Here is a 16,303-nt window from a genome sequence, read left to right on the forward strand (position 1 = left end):
CGATGGAACGGTATGTTTGAGCTCCTCGCAGAGAGCGAGTAGTGAAAGCGCGACCCTTGCGGTAACGCCCAAGTTATTTAAAAGCTACAACTTGTAATTTCGGTTACACGTAAAGTGTTCACCATTCCTTTTTCTTGTATTGGCATTGCTGCCAGACTTACTAGCATGTCTCCTGTTTCCAGATATCCTTTTTTACAGGCAATAGCATTAACATCTTCTATGGTTTCGTCTGTGCTTACAAACTTATCATAAAAGAACGCCTTCACGCCCCAAAGTAAATTTAGTTGCGTTAAAATACGTTTGTTTGAAGTAAATACTAATATGTGTGCTGATGGTCGCCAAGCGGAAATTTGAAACGCCGTATAACCACTATTTGTTAATGTTGAAATTCCTTTTGCATTAATCTCATTTGCCATATTTGCCGCGTGATAACATATCGATTTGGTGATGTATCTTTTGGTACGAATATGTGGAGGCAATTGTGGTACCTGAATAAGCGGAGAATCTTCTACACTTTTAATAATGTTAGACATTTGTGTGATTACTTGCACCGGATATTGCCCGACAGAAGTTTCACCAGAAAGCATTACTGCATCTGCGCCATCCATTACCGAGTTTGCAACATCATTAACTTCTGCTCTTGTTGGTGTAAGGCTAGAAATCATGGTTTCCATCATTTGCGTTGCAATGATTACTGGAATTCTAGCTTTTTTAGCACGTAGAACTAATTGTTTTTGAATAAGTGGCACTTGTTCTGCAGGCACTTCTACTCCTAAATCACCACGTGCAACCATTAAACCATCACAATAAGCAACAATTTTATCTATGTTTTCTACTGCTTCTGGTTTTTCAATTTTTGCTATAATTGGAATTTTATGTTCGCTATGTTTCGCTATTAAATCTTGAAGTTGCATTAAATCTTCTGCATGACGTACAAAAGATAAAGCCATCCAATCTACTTTTTGTTCGATAGCAAAAATAGCGTCTTCTATATCTTTTTCGGTTAAAGCGGGTTGTGAAATATCTGTATTTGGTAGATTAACCCCTTTTTTAGATTTAAGCGGTCCACCTTGTATTACTCTTGCTTTAACTTCGGTTTTTTTATCTGTAGAAACGACTTCAAAAATAAGTTTTCCATCGTCTAAAAGAATGCGTTCTCCTGGTTTTGCATCTTGAGGAAAACGATCATAGGTCATATAAACACGTTCTTTTGTACCTTCGAAACGTTCTCCAGTTGCAAAAATAATTTCGTCTCCAGTTTTTACAATGACATCTCCTTTCATCACTCCTACACGAAGTTTTGGCCCTTGTAAATCTCCTAAAATGGCAGCATTGTATCCAAACTCTTCATTAAGATCACGTATCATTTGAATACGTTCTTTTACATCTGCATAATCTGCATGCGAAAAATTAATTCTAAAGACATCTACTCCTTCTTCAAGCATTGCTTTTAAAACTTCTTTAGTGCTTGTTGCTGGTCCTAAAGTTGCTACTATTTTGGTTTTTTTTCTTTTTATCATATTCGTTTTCCTTGAATCCCAATAGGTATTGGGAGATAATCCTTTTAATTAAATATTAATTGGTCTGTAGTTTTTAAATCGTTTGCGTCTATAGCAAAAGCAGTTACTACTTGTGGTATTTCTAAAATTTTACTTAAGATTTGTTTTTCTAAATATTGATTCGGATCGACACTTATCTTTAAAATAAAATTCACCTTTTTATATTCGGGAATTAAGTGCTTCGTTTTTGTGAATTTCTCTTCGTTTATAAAAAGGGAAGTAACATCTACCGCAGCATTAACTTCTATTTTGCTAATGTTAGAAACTAAGTTCCAAACGGTTAATTGTGTTTCGTCTTTCCATTCAAAAATAGAATAACTAGAAGTATCTATATATTCTATATCTACTCGTTTTCTTTTAAGATTTAGACCTAAATGTTTGTTTAAAAAATAGGCTATTCTGTAGTCTTCAATAGCGCAATGTATGCCAATTAAAGCATAGTCTATGTCTTCTATAAAATCTTCAAGAATTAGTTTTCGCAAAATGTTAATTCCGTTTAATTATTGTAAATATAGTATTTAAAACGAAGAATTATGTTAAGCTAAAGGTAATATTAACAGTAGTTTTTAACGAAAACGTTATAGTAGCTATATTATTTTTTTAAACGTTAGCTCCTCTAGGAATTTGTTTTTGTAAAGCAAAAAACGCACGTTTTGAGGCTTTTTCTTCGGCTTTCTTTTTTGAAGTTGCTCGTCCTTTAGAAATCACTTTTTTATCTATAGAAAGTTTTACAGAAAAATGTCTAATTTCATCATTTCCGGTGTCTTCATAGACCTCATAATTAAAATTTTTCTTCTCTTTTTGGCACCATTCTATAAGTAAACTTTTATAGCTTATCACTTTGCCTTCTAGAGTTTCTATATCTACATGTGGTGTAATCACACGTTTGTAGATAAATTTCTCGCAATATTTATAGCCTCTATCTAGAAAAATAGCGCCTACTACAGCTTCAAATAAATTTCCATGAATATTATCACCAAATTGACCTTTTGGTATTTTACTTTCTACTAATTTTATTAGCTTAAGGTCTCTTCCTAGATCGTTTAAATGCTCACGACTAACAATTTTAGAGCGCATTTTGGTAAGATAGCCTTCATCTCCACTTGGAACTTCTATATATAGGTGATGCGCTACTACAGCGCTTAACATAGCATCTCCTAAAAATTCTAATCGCTCATAATTAATAGCATGCCCTTTGCTATTTTTTATGTTCATAGAACGATGTGTAAAGGCTGTTTGGTAAAACTTTATTTGCTTCGGCTTAAAGCTTAAAATCTTTGTTATAGACGTAAAGAAATCCCCGTTATCTTTAGAACGAGAATTAAATATGTTACGAATGTATTTCATTCAAAAATTAATCTAACTTCTTAAATAATACGCAAGCATTATGGCCACCAAAGCCAAAGGTATTACTCATAGCTACTTTAACATCTCTTTTTTGAGGTGTATTAAGTGTTAAGTTTAATTCGGGATCTATTTTGTCATCCACGGTAGTATGGTTTATTGTTGGCGGCACAATACCATGTTCCATTGCAAGTATACATGCAATCGATTCAATAGCACCTGCTGCACCTAACAAATGGCCAGTCATAGATTTTGTAGAATTAATGTTTATGTTTTTGGCATGCGCTCCAAATACTTTAGAAATAGCCTTAAGTTCTGCAACATCCCCTAAAGGTGTTGAGGTACCATGTGTATTAATATGGTCTACTTCTTCTGGTTTAACGCCTGCGTTTTCTAAACAGTTTTTCATAACAGCAATAACGCCAATTCCTTCTGGATGCGGTGCTGTCATGTGATATGCATCGGAAGACATTCCGCCTCCTAATACTTCCGCATATATTTTTGCTCCTCTTGCTTTTGCGTGCTCGTATTCTTCTAAAACAATAGCTCCTGCTCCTTCCCCTAAAACAAAACCATCTCTGGTCGCGTCAAAAGGTCTAGATGCCGTTTCTGGGCTTTCATTTCTAGTAGACAAAGCATGCATAGCATTAAAGCCACCCATTCCAGCAATAGTAACTGCTGCTTCACTTCCTCCTGTAACGATAACATCACAATGTCCTAAACGAATATAGTTTAAAGCATCTATCATAGCGTTAGCTGAAGAGGCACAAGCCGAAACTGTTGTGTAATTAGGTCCCATAAATCCATGTTTAATAGATATGTTTCCTGGTGCAATATCTGCAATCATCTTTGGGATAAAGAAAGGATTAAATCTAGGGGTACCATCTCCTTCTGCAAAGTTTAGTACTTCGTTTTGAAATGTTTCTAGACCACCAATTCCTGCTCCCCAAATAACACCAACACGTAATTTGTTGATGGTATCTAAGTTTAGCTTAGCATCTATGATAGCTTCATCGGAAGCTACCATAGCGTACTGAGCGAACTTGTCCATTTTACGCGCCTCTTTTCTATCAAAAAAATCGGTAGCGTTAAAGTTTTTTATTTCACAAGCGAACTTGGTTTTGAACTTTTCCGTATCAAAATATGTTATAGGTGCTGCCCCACTTTTACCACTTAATAAGGCCTCCCAATATTCGTCTTTGGTATTACCAATTGGTGTTAATGCGCCAAGACCCGTAACTACAACTCGCTTTAGTTCCATAAAAATTTGTTCTTATTTAGCTGCTTCGATATAAGAAACTGCTTGACCAACTGTTGCAATATTTTCTGCTTGATCGTCTGGTATTTGGATATCGAATTCTTTTTCGAACTCCATAATTAATTCTACAGTATCTAATGAATCTGCTCCTAAGTCGTTTGTAAAGCTAGCTTCAGTAACAACTTCGTTTTCATCAACTCCCAGTTTGTCTACGATAATCGCTTTTACTCTTGATGCAATGTCTGACATAATCTTTTTAATTTTAAGTTTTAATTAGATGGCAAAAATAAAAAACTTTATTTTAAAACACACCTTTAGTTTAAAAATGTGGTTGTAATTTAATAAATAAAGCTGAATATTTGTTTTTTTACCTCTAATTGTTAATAATTATTCTTTTTTTTGTTCGAATAAATTTAACATTATATCTGTAAATGAAACGTATTGTAATTTTTGCTTCCGGAAGTGGAACTAATGCTGAAAATTTAATTAAGTTTTTTCACAACAGAGAAAATGCTTCTGTTATTCAGGTTCTAACTAACAATCCCCATGCCAAAGTTTTAGATCGGTGTAAAAAACTGAATGTTAGCGCTTTATCATTCAACAAAACAGCTTTCACTAAAACGAATGATGTGCTAGATTTACTTAAAAGTAAGCAACCAGACCTAATTGTACTGGCTGGGTTTCTATGGAAATTCCCTGAAAACATACTTGCATATTTCCCTAATAAAGTGATAAATATACATCCCGCTTTGCTACCAAAATATGGTGGAAAAGGCATGTATGGGATGCATGTTCACGAAGCTGTTGTAAACAATAAAGAAAAAGAAACTGGGATCACTATTCATTACGTAAATGAACATTATGACGAAGGAGCCATCATTTTTCAAGCAAAATGTAAGGTAAAGACTACAGATTGTGCCGAAGATGTTGCAAAAAAGATTCATTTATTAGAAATGAAGCACTTTCCTGAGGTGGTAAACCAGCTTTTATCTCCAGAATAAAAATAAAACGATAAATAATGAGGTTTTCGCTAGAGTATATCTTGAGCGAAACCGAAAGGCGGAAGCTCAAGATGTCAAAAAAGAAAAAAAAATATTATACCGTCTGGAAAGGACACCATGTTGGTGTTTTTGAAACATGGAATGACTGTAAAGCACAAATAAAAGATTATCCTAGCGCACAATACAAATCTTTTGCCACTTTTGATGCTGCAAAAAAAGCTTTAAATGGAAGCTATAAAGATTATATAGGTACCAACAAGAAATTTAAAAGTGAACTTTCTGCAGAGCAATTAAAAAAAATAGGACTACCAAATTATAATTCTATTTCTGTAGATGCTGCCTCCTCTGGAAATCCTGGCATTATGGAATACCGAGGTGTAGAAACAAAATCTAAAAAACAATTATTCATTCAAGGACCTTTTGCAGAAGGCACAAATAATATTGGTGAATTTTTAGCATTGGTTCATGGATTAAGTTTTTTAAAAAAACACAATAGTGATCTCCTTATATACACCGATTCAAAAACCGCGATGAGTTGGGTGCGTAAAAAGACCTGTAATTCTAAATTAGAACGCAATGCTAAAAACAAACCTGTTTATGATTTAGTAGATCGCGCCTTGGCATGGTTAAACAATAATACATACAAAACAACCATTGTAAAATGGGAAACCAAAGCATGGGGAGAAATACCTGCAGATTTTGGCAGAAAATAAGTTATTATACTCGTCTTAAAATAACGTATATTTGCAAAAAAAATTAATATCGCTTTATGAGCAAATTAGTCATTGTAGGTACAGTAGCTTTTGACGCTATTGAAACTCCTTTTGGTAAAACCGATAAAATTCTTGGAGGCGCAGCAACATATATAGGTTTTTCTGCAGCCAATTTTGATAATGTGGATGCAGCAGCAGTTTCTGTAGTTGGAGGAGATTTTCCGCAAGAATACTTAGACCTTTTAACCGATAGGAAAATAAACATTGAAGGAATAGAAGTAGTAAAAGATGGTAAAACTTTCTTTTGGAGCGGTAAATATCATAATGATATGAACACTAGAGATACTTTAGCAACCGAATTAAATGTACTAGAACATTTTACGCCAGTTGTTCCTGAAAGCTATAAAGATGCAGATGTTGTAATGCTTGGTAACTTACATCCTTTAACACAACAGAGTGTTCTGGATCAAATGTCTAAAAAACCAAAATTAGCCATTTTAGATACCATGAACTTCTGGATGGATATTGCTATGGATGATTTAAAAGCAGTTATAAAAAATATAGATGTAATCACCATTAATGATGAAGAAGCTCGCCAGTTATCTGGAGAATATTCTTTAGTTAATGCAGCGAAGAAGATTCATGCAATGGGACCTAAATATGTCGTAATTAAAAAAGGAGAGCATGGTGCTTTACTATTTAGTGAAGGCAACATGTTTTATGCACCAGCTTTACCATTAGCCGAAGTTTTTGATCCAACAGGAGCAGGAGACACTTTTGCAGGTGGATTTGCAGGCTATATTGCTAAAACAGGAAACATTTCTTTTGAAAACATGAAGAAAGCGGTAATCTACGGCTCTGCCTTAGCCTCCTTTTGTGTAGAGAAATTTGGAACGGAACGTATGCTAACCTTAACAGATAAAGAAATCTTCGAGCGCTTGCAGCAGTTCAAGGATTTAACACAATTTGATATTGAATTAAAATAAACATAAACGCGCTCAAAATGGAGCGCGTTTTTTTATTTCCGCTAAATAAAAGATTCCTGATTTTTATATTAGGAATTCATGCGTAAAGCGACAACCTAATAAGAAACAACAAATACAACTAAAAATGAGCGATGCTTTAAAACATGAATGTGGAATTGCACACATTAGACTTTTAAAACCATTAGAATTTTACAAAGAGAAATATGGTACTGCATTTTACGGTGTAAACAAAATGTATCTACTAATGGAAAAACAGCACAATCGCGGACAAGATGGCGCTGGTTTTGCAAGTATTAAATTAGATACCAAACCGGGAGAACGCTATATAAGTAGAGTTCGCTCTATTGCGCAGCAACCTATTCAAGATATCTTTGCTCAAATAAACGGTAGAATAAATAAAGAACTTACCGAGCACCCAGAATATCAAGATGATGTTGCCTTACAAAAAAAGAACATTCCATATATAGGAGAGGTTCTTTTAGGGCATGTTCGTTATGGTACCTTTGGTAAAAATAGCGTAGAAAGTGTACATCCTTTTTTAAGACAAAATAACTGGATGCACAGAAACCTTATTCTTGCTGGAAATTTTAACATGACGAATGTTAAAGAGTTATTTAAAAACCTGATCGATTTAGGACAACATCCAAAAGAATACACAGATACCATTACTATAATGGAAAAAATTGGTCACTTCTTAGATGATGCTGTTGCCAAAATATACAAGAACCTTAAAAAAGAAGGCTATAATAAAAACGAGTGTTCGCCTCTAATCGCAGACCGACTAAACGTAGCTAAAATTTTAAGAAAAGCAGCAAAAAACTGGGATGGTGGTTATGCAATGGCTGGCCTTTTAGGGCATGGAGATTCTTTTGTGCTTCGTGATCCTGCAGGAATACGACCAACCTACTATTACCAAGATGATGAAGTGGTAGTTGTAGCTTCCGAAAGACCAGTAATACAAACTGTTTTTAATGTAGATTTTGATGACGTTAAAGAGCTAGAACCAGGCCACGCTATTATTACAAAAAAATCTGGTGAAGTTTCTATTCAACAAATATTAAAGCCTTTAGAAAGAAAAGCATGTTCTTTTGAACGTATTTATTTCTCTAGAGGAAGTGATGCAGAAATATATCAAGAACGTAAAGAACTTGGTAAATTGTTAATGCCTAAAGTTTTAGAAGCTATTGATAATGATACCGAAAATTCGGTTTTCTCATACATTCCAAATACGGCGGAAACTTCCTTTTTCGGAATGATAGAAGCTGTTGATGAACATCTAAACCAAAAGAAAACACAAGCCATTTTAGATGGAGACGGAAAACTTTCTAAAGAACGCGTTATTGAAATCTTATCGGAAAGAACAAGAATTGAAAAAATCGCGATTAAAGATGTTAAACTAAGAACCTTTATTACAGAAGATAGTAGTAGAGATGATCTAGTTGCCCACGTATACGATGTTACTTATGGGGTAATTAAACCAACAGATAATCTGGTTATTATAGATGATAGTATTGTAAGAGGTACTACATTAAAGAAGAGTATCATTAAAATGATGGATCGACTACATCCTAAAAAAATAGTGGTTGTTTCTTCTGCTCCACAAATACGTTATCCCGATTGTTATGGTATTGATATGGCAAGAATTGAAGGGTTAATAGCCTTTAAAGCAATGCTCTCTCTTTTAAAAGATAACAACAAGTATCACTTGATTGAAGAAGTCTATAAAAAGTGTAAAAAACAAATAGATATAAAAGATACGGAGGTAAAAAACTTTGTAAAAGAACTATATGATCATTTTACAGATGATGAAATTTCAGATAAAATCGCAGCGTTATTGAGCGATGAAAGTGTACATGCAGAGGTGAAAATAATATTTCAACCTGTAGCTAACTTACATAAAGCTTGCCCTAAAAACTTAGGGGATTGGTATTTTACAGGAGATTATCCAACAGCAGGAGGAAATAGAGTTGTAAATAAAGCTTTTATTAATTTCTATGAAGGAAATGAAGAACGTGCCTACTAGCATAATTTCTTACGGGTTTTCCGTATATACCTAATTTTTAAACATTTAATCTATAATAAAAGCTTTTCGTCTAAAAGATTTTATTAGAAAAATAAATAAAACTACATTAGTACTACCATAACATAAGTAGGTTAAGTTCATGGTAGATTTGGGGCAAAAAAGGTGAACGTAAGTTCGCCTTTTTTCATTTCATCTCATTTTATACGACATTTCCTTCTAAAACAGACCCTTTCCTCCTTTAGACTAATATATTAGTAGTTTATCTAATAATTTCCTCTATTTCCTTAAAGCAAGCTTATATTTGCTAGACCATAACATAAGTAGGTTAAGTTTATGGTAGATTTGGGGCAAAAAAGGTGAACTCTCGTTCACCTTTTTTCATTTTCTAGAACGAAATATTTTTCTACATTTTACAATATTCACAATAAATTTACGTTATATCAATATCTCCATAATTTAAGTAGGTTAAGTTTATGGTAGATTTGGGACGAAAAAAGGTGAACGCAAGTTCACCTTTTTTTATATATGCCTATTTCCTATAGGACTTGGTACTATTTTAAAGCTTATTTAGCTTCTGCATAACGTCTTTCTACTTCATTCCAGTTAATAACATTAAAGAAAGCTTCAATATAATCTGGTCTTCTGTTTTGGTAGTTTAAATAGTAAGCATGTTCCCAAACATCTAATCCTAAAATTGGTGTTCCTTCACAAGTAACTCCCGGCATTAATGGATTATCTTGGTTTGGTGTAGAACAAACTTCTACTTTTCCTCCTTTATGTACACACAACCAAGCCCAACCAGAACCAAATTGCGTAGCAGCTGCTTTACTAAAAGTATCTTTAAAAGCATCTACAGAACCATAAGCCGCTTCAATAGCATCTTTTAAATCTCCAGACAAACGTCCTTTTCCTTCTGGATTCATTACTTCCCAAAATAAAGAATGGTTGTAAAAACCTCCTCCATTATTTCTAACCGCTCCATTTTTCATATCTAGATTACCAAGAATATCTTCAATAGATTTTCCTTCTAAATCTGTTCCTTCAATTGCAGCATTTAATTTTGTAGTATAACCTTGATGATGTTTAGTATAGTGTATTTCCATTGTGCGAGCATCAATGTTTGGTTCTAAAGCATCATAAGCATATTTTAATTTCGGTAATTCGAAAGCCATAATATTTATTTTTAGTTGTTAATATTAAATTTAATTCAAATTTACGCATAAATGCCTTCAATTAAAAATAATAAATAGTTATCAAATTATCGATAATCTTTATCTTGTCTAAAATTTAACGCATGGCTAACCAACATCCTTTCACTATTTATAATGCATCTGCAGGAAGCGGAAAAACATTTACATTAGTAAAAGAGTATTTAAAAATTTTATTACAATCTAATAATACGCAACAATACAAGAACATTCTTGCTATTACATTCACCAACAAAGCGGTTGGCGAAATGAAAGAACGTATTATCGAAATGCTTACCGCGTTTTCTTCGGTAGAAATCATAGAAAACCCAAACAGCATGTTTTCTACTCTTTTGGAAGAATTACAATTAAAACCAGAAATACTTCATAGCAAGTCTAAAAAAATATTAAACAGTATTATTTATAATTATGCCGCTTTTGATGTTTCTACTATTGACGGATTTACACACAAAATAATTAGAACTTTTGCGCACGATTTAAAACTGCCATTAAATTTTGAAGTCGAATTAGATCAAGATTCCCTTTTACAAGAAGCGGTAGATAGTCTCATTGCGAAAGCAGGAACCAATAAAGAACTGACTAAAATTTTAGTGGATTTTGCAATTGAAAAAGCAGATGATGATAAAAGCTGGGATATTTCTTTCGACTTTAATAAGATTGCAAAACTATTAGTTAAAGAAAATGATGTCGCACATATTGAAAAATTAAAAGACAAATCACTTGAAGATTTTAAAATCCTTAAAGCGAAATTAAGAAAAGATATTAAAGTTGCAGAAGAACAAATTATAGAACTTGCAAAAAAGGTTATAGATTTAATACGGGATTCTGGTTTAGAATTTAAAGATTTTTCAAGTAGTTATTTACCTAAACATTTTGAAAAATTAGCAAACAAAAATTTCAGTGTAAGTTTTGATCCGAAATGGCAAATAGCATTAGTAAGTAACGAAATGCTTTACCCTAAACGTCTGTCTCCAGAACTTGGTGCTGTTATAGACGGCATGCAACCTATTTTAATTAGCGCATTTGAAGAGAGTAAAAAACTTATTTTTCAATTAAAATTCTCGAAAGCATTTTATAGAAACATCACTCCATTATCTGTTTTAAGCGCCATAAATCAAGAGTTAACTAACATAAAAATAGATCAGAATAAATTATTAATCTCCGAATTCAACACGTTAATAAGTAAAGAAATTAAAGACCAACCAACGCCTTTTATTTATGAGCGATTAGGTGAAAAATTTAGACACTATTTTATCGATGAGTTTCAGGACACCTCCAAATTACAATGGCAGAATTTAATTCCGCTAATAGATAATTCCCTTTCAGGTCATAACTTAAAACAAGAACAGGGAACCGCAATGCTAGTTGGTGATGCCAAACAGGCTATTTATAGATGGCGAGGCGGAGAAGCAGACCAGTTTATAGACTTATATTCTAAAAAAACACATCCTTTTCAAGTAGAGCAGCATGTCGATAATTTACCAACAAACTACAGGAGCTATAAAGAGATCATTCATTTTAATAATAACTTTTTTAAACATCTAGCCGAAACTTTTTTCAGCAATCCAGCATATAGCGACTTATATCAAGAAGGCTCCAACCAAAACACCTTTAATGAAAGTGAAGGTTATATTCAATTAGAATTTTTAGATCTTAAAGACGAAGAGAGAGATGAAATCTTTCCGCAGAAAGTACTAGAAACCATTAGAACTTGTGAGACCAACGGTTTTACCTATCAAGATATTTGCATCTTAGTCCGTAAGAAAAAGGAAGGTATCGCCATTGCAGAGTATTTAAATGGAGAAGGTGTACCTATTATGTCGTCCGAAACGATGCTAATTTTTAATAGTCCAGAAGTTCAGTTTATAGACCATCTACTAACCCTTTTGGTACAATCTGAAAATGAAGAAATAAAGGTTAAAGCGTTAAATTATTTATCCGAAAAATTCAAAATAGAAGACAAGCATGCTTTTTTTAGCACACATTTAAAGCAATCGCTTTTTCAAACCTTTAAAAGTTTAGAAGATTACAACATTTACCTAACGCCAAATCAATTACTACAATTACCATTGTATGAGTTGGCAGAAAGTATTGTTAGAAATTTCAATCTTGTAGAAACATCTAACGCCTACGTGCAGTATTACTTAGACTTTGTTTTAGAATACTCCCAAAAACAAGGCTCCAGCCTTTCTGGGTTTTTAGAACATGCAACCAATAAAAAAGGAAATCTAAGTATTGTTTCACCGCAAGGGCAAAATGCAGTGCAGATAATGACCATTCATAAATCTAAAGGCTTAGAGTTTCCGGTGGTTATTTTCCCATATGCAGATTTAAATATTTACGGAGAAATAGAAGCAAAAGAATGGTTTCCATTACAGCCAGAGAAATTCAATGGTTTTTCAAGTACCTTATTAAACTACAGTAAAGAATTTGAAAATTACGGCGAGGTTGGTTTGCAAATCCATAATAAACATCAAGCAGAATTAGAGTTAGATAATATCAACTTATTATATGTCGCATTAACCAGACCAAAAGAACAACTTTATATTATTTCGAAAAGAGATATATCTCCTAAAGAATTAGCAGAACCAAAAACCTATGCAGGCTTATTTATAAATTATTTAACACAGGCTCAAAGGTACAATGATAATGAAAGTCTGTACACTTTTGGGGCAGCCAAAAAGACATCCAAAGCAAAAACTACACATAAAAAAATCATAGAGCAACAAGAGTTTATAACCACAACCAAAGAAAGCCATAATATACATATTGTTACTAATTCCGGCTATTTATGGAACACCGCGCAACAAGAAGCTATAGAAAAAGGAAATCTTATTCACAACATTATGGCACATATTAAAACAAAGGAAGATGTATCGTTTGCCATTTCTCATTTTCAAGAATCTGCCATTATAAATAAAGAACAAGCCATAGTTTTAGAAAAAATAGTACGTCAAATTGTAGAGCATCCAGAGCTTAAAGATTATTTTGTAGAAGGAAACACCGTGTATAACGAACGTGAAATTATATCGAATCATGAAATTATAAGACCAGACAGATTTGTTATAAACTCAAAAAACGAAGCAACCATTATAGATTACAAAACCGGAGCAATAAATAAAAAATACCAATTACAATTAGAGAATTACCAACGTGTTATTGAAGAAATGCCATATAAAGTAACCCATAAAATTATTGTTTATATAAACGAAGACATTAAAATAGTTCACTTTTAATGATGGCGTTCCGCTTTTCCGCAAAAGCTTCAAAGCGTCGTGTCATCCACTATATCTTTTTTATGCCCAGCTAATCTTTTATGGTTTCTAGTTCTTAAAAACTATAGAGTAAAACGAAAAGACATTTTTAATTTCGCATAAAAAAGGATGCCGTTTCTACCACTAACGCAAAAAAACATTATAAATTTGTAAAAAAAAAAAAACATGTACGGAAATATACAACAACAACTACAACAAGAAATACAGGATATAAAAGATAACGGACTTTATAAAGAAGAGCGTATTATCACTTCGCCACAAGGCGCAGAAATAACCTTAAACACAGGAGAAACGGTTTTAAACTTTTGTGCAAATAACTATTTAGGCTTATCGTCACACCCAGAAGTAATTCAAGCAGCAAAAGACGCTATGGATACGCATGGTTTTGGTATGTCATCGGTTCGTTTTATTTGCGGTACACAAGACATTCACAAAGAGTTAGAACAAAAAATAGCAGATTTCTATGGTACAGAAGACACTATATTATATGCCGCAGCCTTTGATGCTAATGGCGGTGTTTTTGAACCTCTATTAGGAAAAGAAGATGCTATTATTTCCGATTCTTTAAATCACGCATCAATAATAGATGGTGTGCGTTTATGCAAAGCTGCTCGTTATCGTTATGCGAATAATGATATGGCAGATTTAGAACAACAACTAATAAATGCCAATACCAATGGAGCAAGAAATAAAATCATTGTTACAGATGGTGTTTTCTCTATGGATGGTTTGGTAGCTCCATTAGATAAAATTTGTGATTTAGCAGATAAATATGATGCCATGGTAATGATAGATGAATGCCATGCAACCGGATTTATTGGACCAAAAGGAATTGGAACACTAGAAGAAAAAGGTGTTTTAGGAAGAATAGACATCATTACAGGAACCTTAGGTAAAGCTTTAGGTGGTGCAATGGGAGGATATACTACTGCAAAAAAAGAAATTATTGAAATATTACGTCAACGTTCTAGACCATATTTATTTTCAAACTCTTTAGCTCCTGCAATAGTAGGCGCATCCATAAAAGTTTTTGATATGCTTCAAAACGATACATCCTTACGTGATAAACTAGAATGGAACACAAATTACTTCAAAAAAGGTATAAAAGCAGCTGGTTTTGACATCGTAGATGGCGATTCTGCTATTGTTCCAGTAATGTTATACGACGCCAAATTATCGCAAACTATGGCAAATATGTTACTCAAGGAAGGCATTTATGTCATTGGGTTCTTTTTTCCTGTAGTTCCAAAAGAAAAAGCAAGAATAAGAGTACAGCTTTCTGCTGCACATGAAAAAGAGCATTTAGATAAGGCTATATCTAGCTTCATTAAAGTTGGAAAAACATTAGAAATTATTTAAATTCAGTACAAACAGATAATATTAAACGTTTTTTTAAATATTTTTTTATATTTGTCTTTGTTAATAATATTTAACAACTTACTTTTGCTTATCAATTAACACTTAAAAATTAAAATATTGAATATGAAAAATCTTAGCAGATTATTGTTCGCTATGTTGCTTGTATTAGGTTTTAGCAGCACGTATGCACAAGATGAAAACAATCCTTGGGCAATTAGTTTCGGGGTAAACGCAGTTGATCTTTATCCAGTTGGAGAAGATGCTCCTCAAGGAGATTACTTTGATGAATTCTTGAATGTAGATGATCACTGGAATATACTTCCATCTTTATCGACTATTAGTGTATCTAAATACCTTAACAATGGGTTTTCTATTGGGGTAACAGGATCAATCAACAAAATTGAAAAAATTGGTGAGACAGTAGGAGTACCTAGCGTAACAGTTAGCGAAATGTCTTATTATGGTCTTGATGGAGCTGTTAAATATAGCTTTGCAGACTTATTAAACTGTACAACTATTGAACCTTATTTAGGTGTTGGTGGTGGTTACACTTGGATTGATGAAATCGGAGCTGGTACTTTAAACGGTTCTTTAGGTTTAAATTTCTGGTTAACAGAAAACATTGGTCTTAATGTACAATCTACGTATAAACATTCTTTCGAGGATTACTTATCTAAACATTTCCAACACTCTGCAGGTTTAACTGTTAAGTTTGGTGGAAAAGATACAGATGGTGACGGTGTATATGATAAAGATGATGCTTGTCCAGAAGTTCCTGGTTTAGAAGCTTTCAACGGTTGTCCTGATGCTGATGGTGATGGAATCGAAGATTCTAAAGATACTTGTCCTAATGAAGCTGGTTTAGCTGAATTTAATGGATGTCCTGATTCTGACGGAGATGGTGTACCTGACAACGAGGATAAATGTCCTACTGTTGCTGGTTTAAAAGCTTTAGCTGGTTGTCCTGATGCTGATGGTGATGGTGTAGCTGATGGAGATGATAAATGTCCTAGCGAAGCTGGTCCTGCTGCTAACAATGGTTGCCCATGGGCAGACACTGATGGTGATGGTGTATTAGACAAAGATGATAAATGTCCTAATGAAGTTGGTGTAGCTGCAAACAATGGTTGTCCAGAAGTTATTGCTGCTCCTACTGCTGAAGTTATGGCAACATTAAATAACTATGCTAGAACAATCTTATTTGCAAGTGCTAAGTCTTCTTTCAAACAAGAAACATACCCAGTATTACAAGCAATCACTGCTATCTTAAAAGAATATCCTGAATCTAACTTTACGTTAGAAGGACATACTGATAGTGATGGTCCTAAATCTTCTAATCAATTATTATCTGAAAGAAGAGCTAACGCTGTAAGAGATTACTTAATCTCTAACGGAGTTAACGCTGACAGATTAGTTGCTGCTGGATTTGGTGAAGATTACCCAATCGATTCTAACGCTACAAGAGCTGGAAAGAAAAATAACAGACGTGTTGAAGTAAAACTTAGAAAATAAGTTTCACAAAACAATCTAAATATTTTATAAAAACGCTTCGATATATCGAAGCGTTTTTTATTTTT

13 protein-coding genes are annotated in these 16,303 nt (G+C 33.4%); 7 read left to right on the plus strand and 6 right to left on the minus strand.

All coding sequences use genetic code 11. The features are described from left to right. Positions 1–77: 77 nt before the first annotated feature. The 5 genes from pyk to ACVCXO_RS15255 form a co-directional block, all read right to left on the minus strand. Positions 78–1,520 (minus strand): pyruvate kinase, encoded by a 1,443-nt coding sequence (gene pyk / locus ACVCXO_RS15235; RefSeq protein ID WP_452230452.1) that lies wholly within the window; start codon positions 1,518–1,520, stop codon positions 78–80. 44 nt (positions 1,521–1,564) lie between these two features. Beyond that, complete coding sequence (locus ACVCXO_RS15240; RefSeq protein ID WP_452230453.1) at positions 1,565–2,041, minus strand: IPExxxVDY family protein; 477 nt, start codon at positions 2,039–2,041, stop codon at positions 1,565–1,567. Positions 2,042–2,159: 118 nt separating this feature from the next. Next, entirely contained in the window at positions 2,160–2,906 is a 747-nt protein-coding gene (gene rnc / locus ACVCXO_RS15245; RefSeq protein ID WP_452230454.1) for a ribonuclease III, read from the minus strand. Positions 2,907–2,913: 7 nt separating this feature from the next. Further along, positions 2,914–4,164: a beta-ketoacyl-ACP synthase II gene (gene fabF / locus ACVCXO_RS15250; protein WP_452230455.1), complete on the minus strand. Its 1,251-nt coding sequence runs from the start codon at positions 4,162–4,164 to the stop codon at positions 2,914–2,916. 12 nt (positions 4,165–4,176) lie between these two features. After that, entirely contained in the window at positions 4,177–4,410 is a 234-nt protein-coding gene (locus ACVCXO_RS15255; protein WP_013869581.1) for an acyl carrier protein, read from the minus strand. Between the two features lie 182 nt (positions 4,411–4,592). On the opposite strand from ACVCXO_RS15255, the gene purN reads away from it, so the two are divergent. From purN to ACVCXO_RS15275, 4 genes are all read left to right on the plus strand, one after another. Continuing rightward, positions 4,593–5,162 (plus strand): phosphoribosylglycinamide formyltransferase, encoded by a 570-nt coding sequence (gene purN / locus ACVCXO_RS15260; RefSeq protein WP_452230456.1) that lies wholly within the window; start codon positions 4,593–4,595, stop codon positions 5,160–5,162. A gap of 71 nt (positions 5,163–5,233) precedes the next feature. Next, on the plus strand, positions 5,234–5,875 hold the full coding sequence (locus ACVCXO_RS15265; protein ID WP_452230457.1) for a ribonuclease H1 domain-containing protein: 642 nt from the start codon (positions 5,234–5,236) through the stop codon (positions 5,873–5,875). 56 nt (positions 5,876–5,931) lie between these two features. Continuing rightward, positions 5,932–6,861: a PfkB family carbohydrate kinase gene (locus ACVCXO_RS15270; protein WP_452230458.1), complete on the plus strand. Its 930-nt coding sequence runs from the start codon at positions 5,932–5,934 to the stop codon at positions 6,859–6,861. Positions 6,862–6,985: 124 nt separating this feature from the next. Next, positions 6,986–8,884: an amidophosphoribosyltransferase gene (locus ACVCXO_RS15275; protein ID WP_452230459.1), complete on the plus strand. Its 1,899-nt coding sequence runs from the start codon at positions 6,986–6,988 to the stop codon at positions 8,882–8,884. A gap of 563 nt (positions 8,885–9,447) precedes the next feature. On the opposite strand, the gene ACVCXO_RS15280 is transcribed toward ACVCXO_RS15275, so the two are convergent. Next, on the minus strand, positions 9,448–10,056 hold the full coding sequence (locus ACVCXO_RS15280; RefSeq protein WP_452230460.1) for a superoxide dismutase: 609 nt from the start codon (positions 10,054–10,056) through the stop codon (positions 9,448–9,450). 122 nt (positions 10,057–10,178) lie between these two features. Between ACVCXO_RS15280 and ACVCXO_RS15285 the strand changes: the two genes are divergently transcribed. From ACVCXO_RS15285 to ACVCXO_RS15295, 3 genes are all read left to right on the plus strand, one after another. After that, the gene (locus ACVCXO_RS15285; RefSeq protein ID WP_452230461.1) at positions 10,179–13,328 is read left to right on the plus strand and encodes a UvrD-helicase domain-containing protein; all 3,150 of its coding nucleotides are present in this window, start codon (positions 10,179–10,181) and stop codon (positions 13,326–13,328) included. Between the two features lie 204 nt (positions 13,329–13,532). Further along, positions 13,533–14,726, plus strand: coding sequence for a glycine C-acetyltransferase (gene kbl, locus ACVCXO_RS15290; RefSeq protein WP_452230462.1), 1,194 nt, complete (start codon positions 13,533–13,535; stop codon positions 14,724–14,726). 123 nt (positions 14,727–14,849) lie between these two features. Further along, positions 14,850–16,238, plus strand: a complete 1,389-nt coding sequence (locus tag ACVCXO_RS15295) for an OmpA family protein (protein WP_452230463.1) — start codon at positions 14,850–14,852, stop codon at positions 16,236–16,238. Positions 16,239–16,303 lie beyond the last annotated feature (65 nt).

The organism is Lacinutrix sp. MEBiC02404 (genome assembly GCF_053601575.1).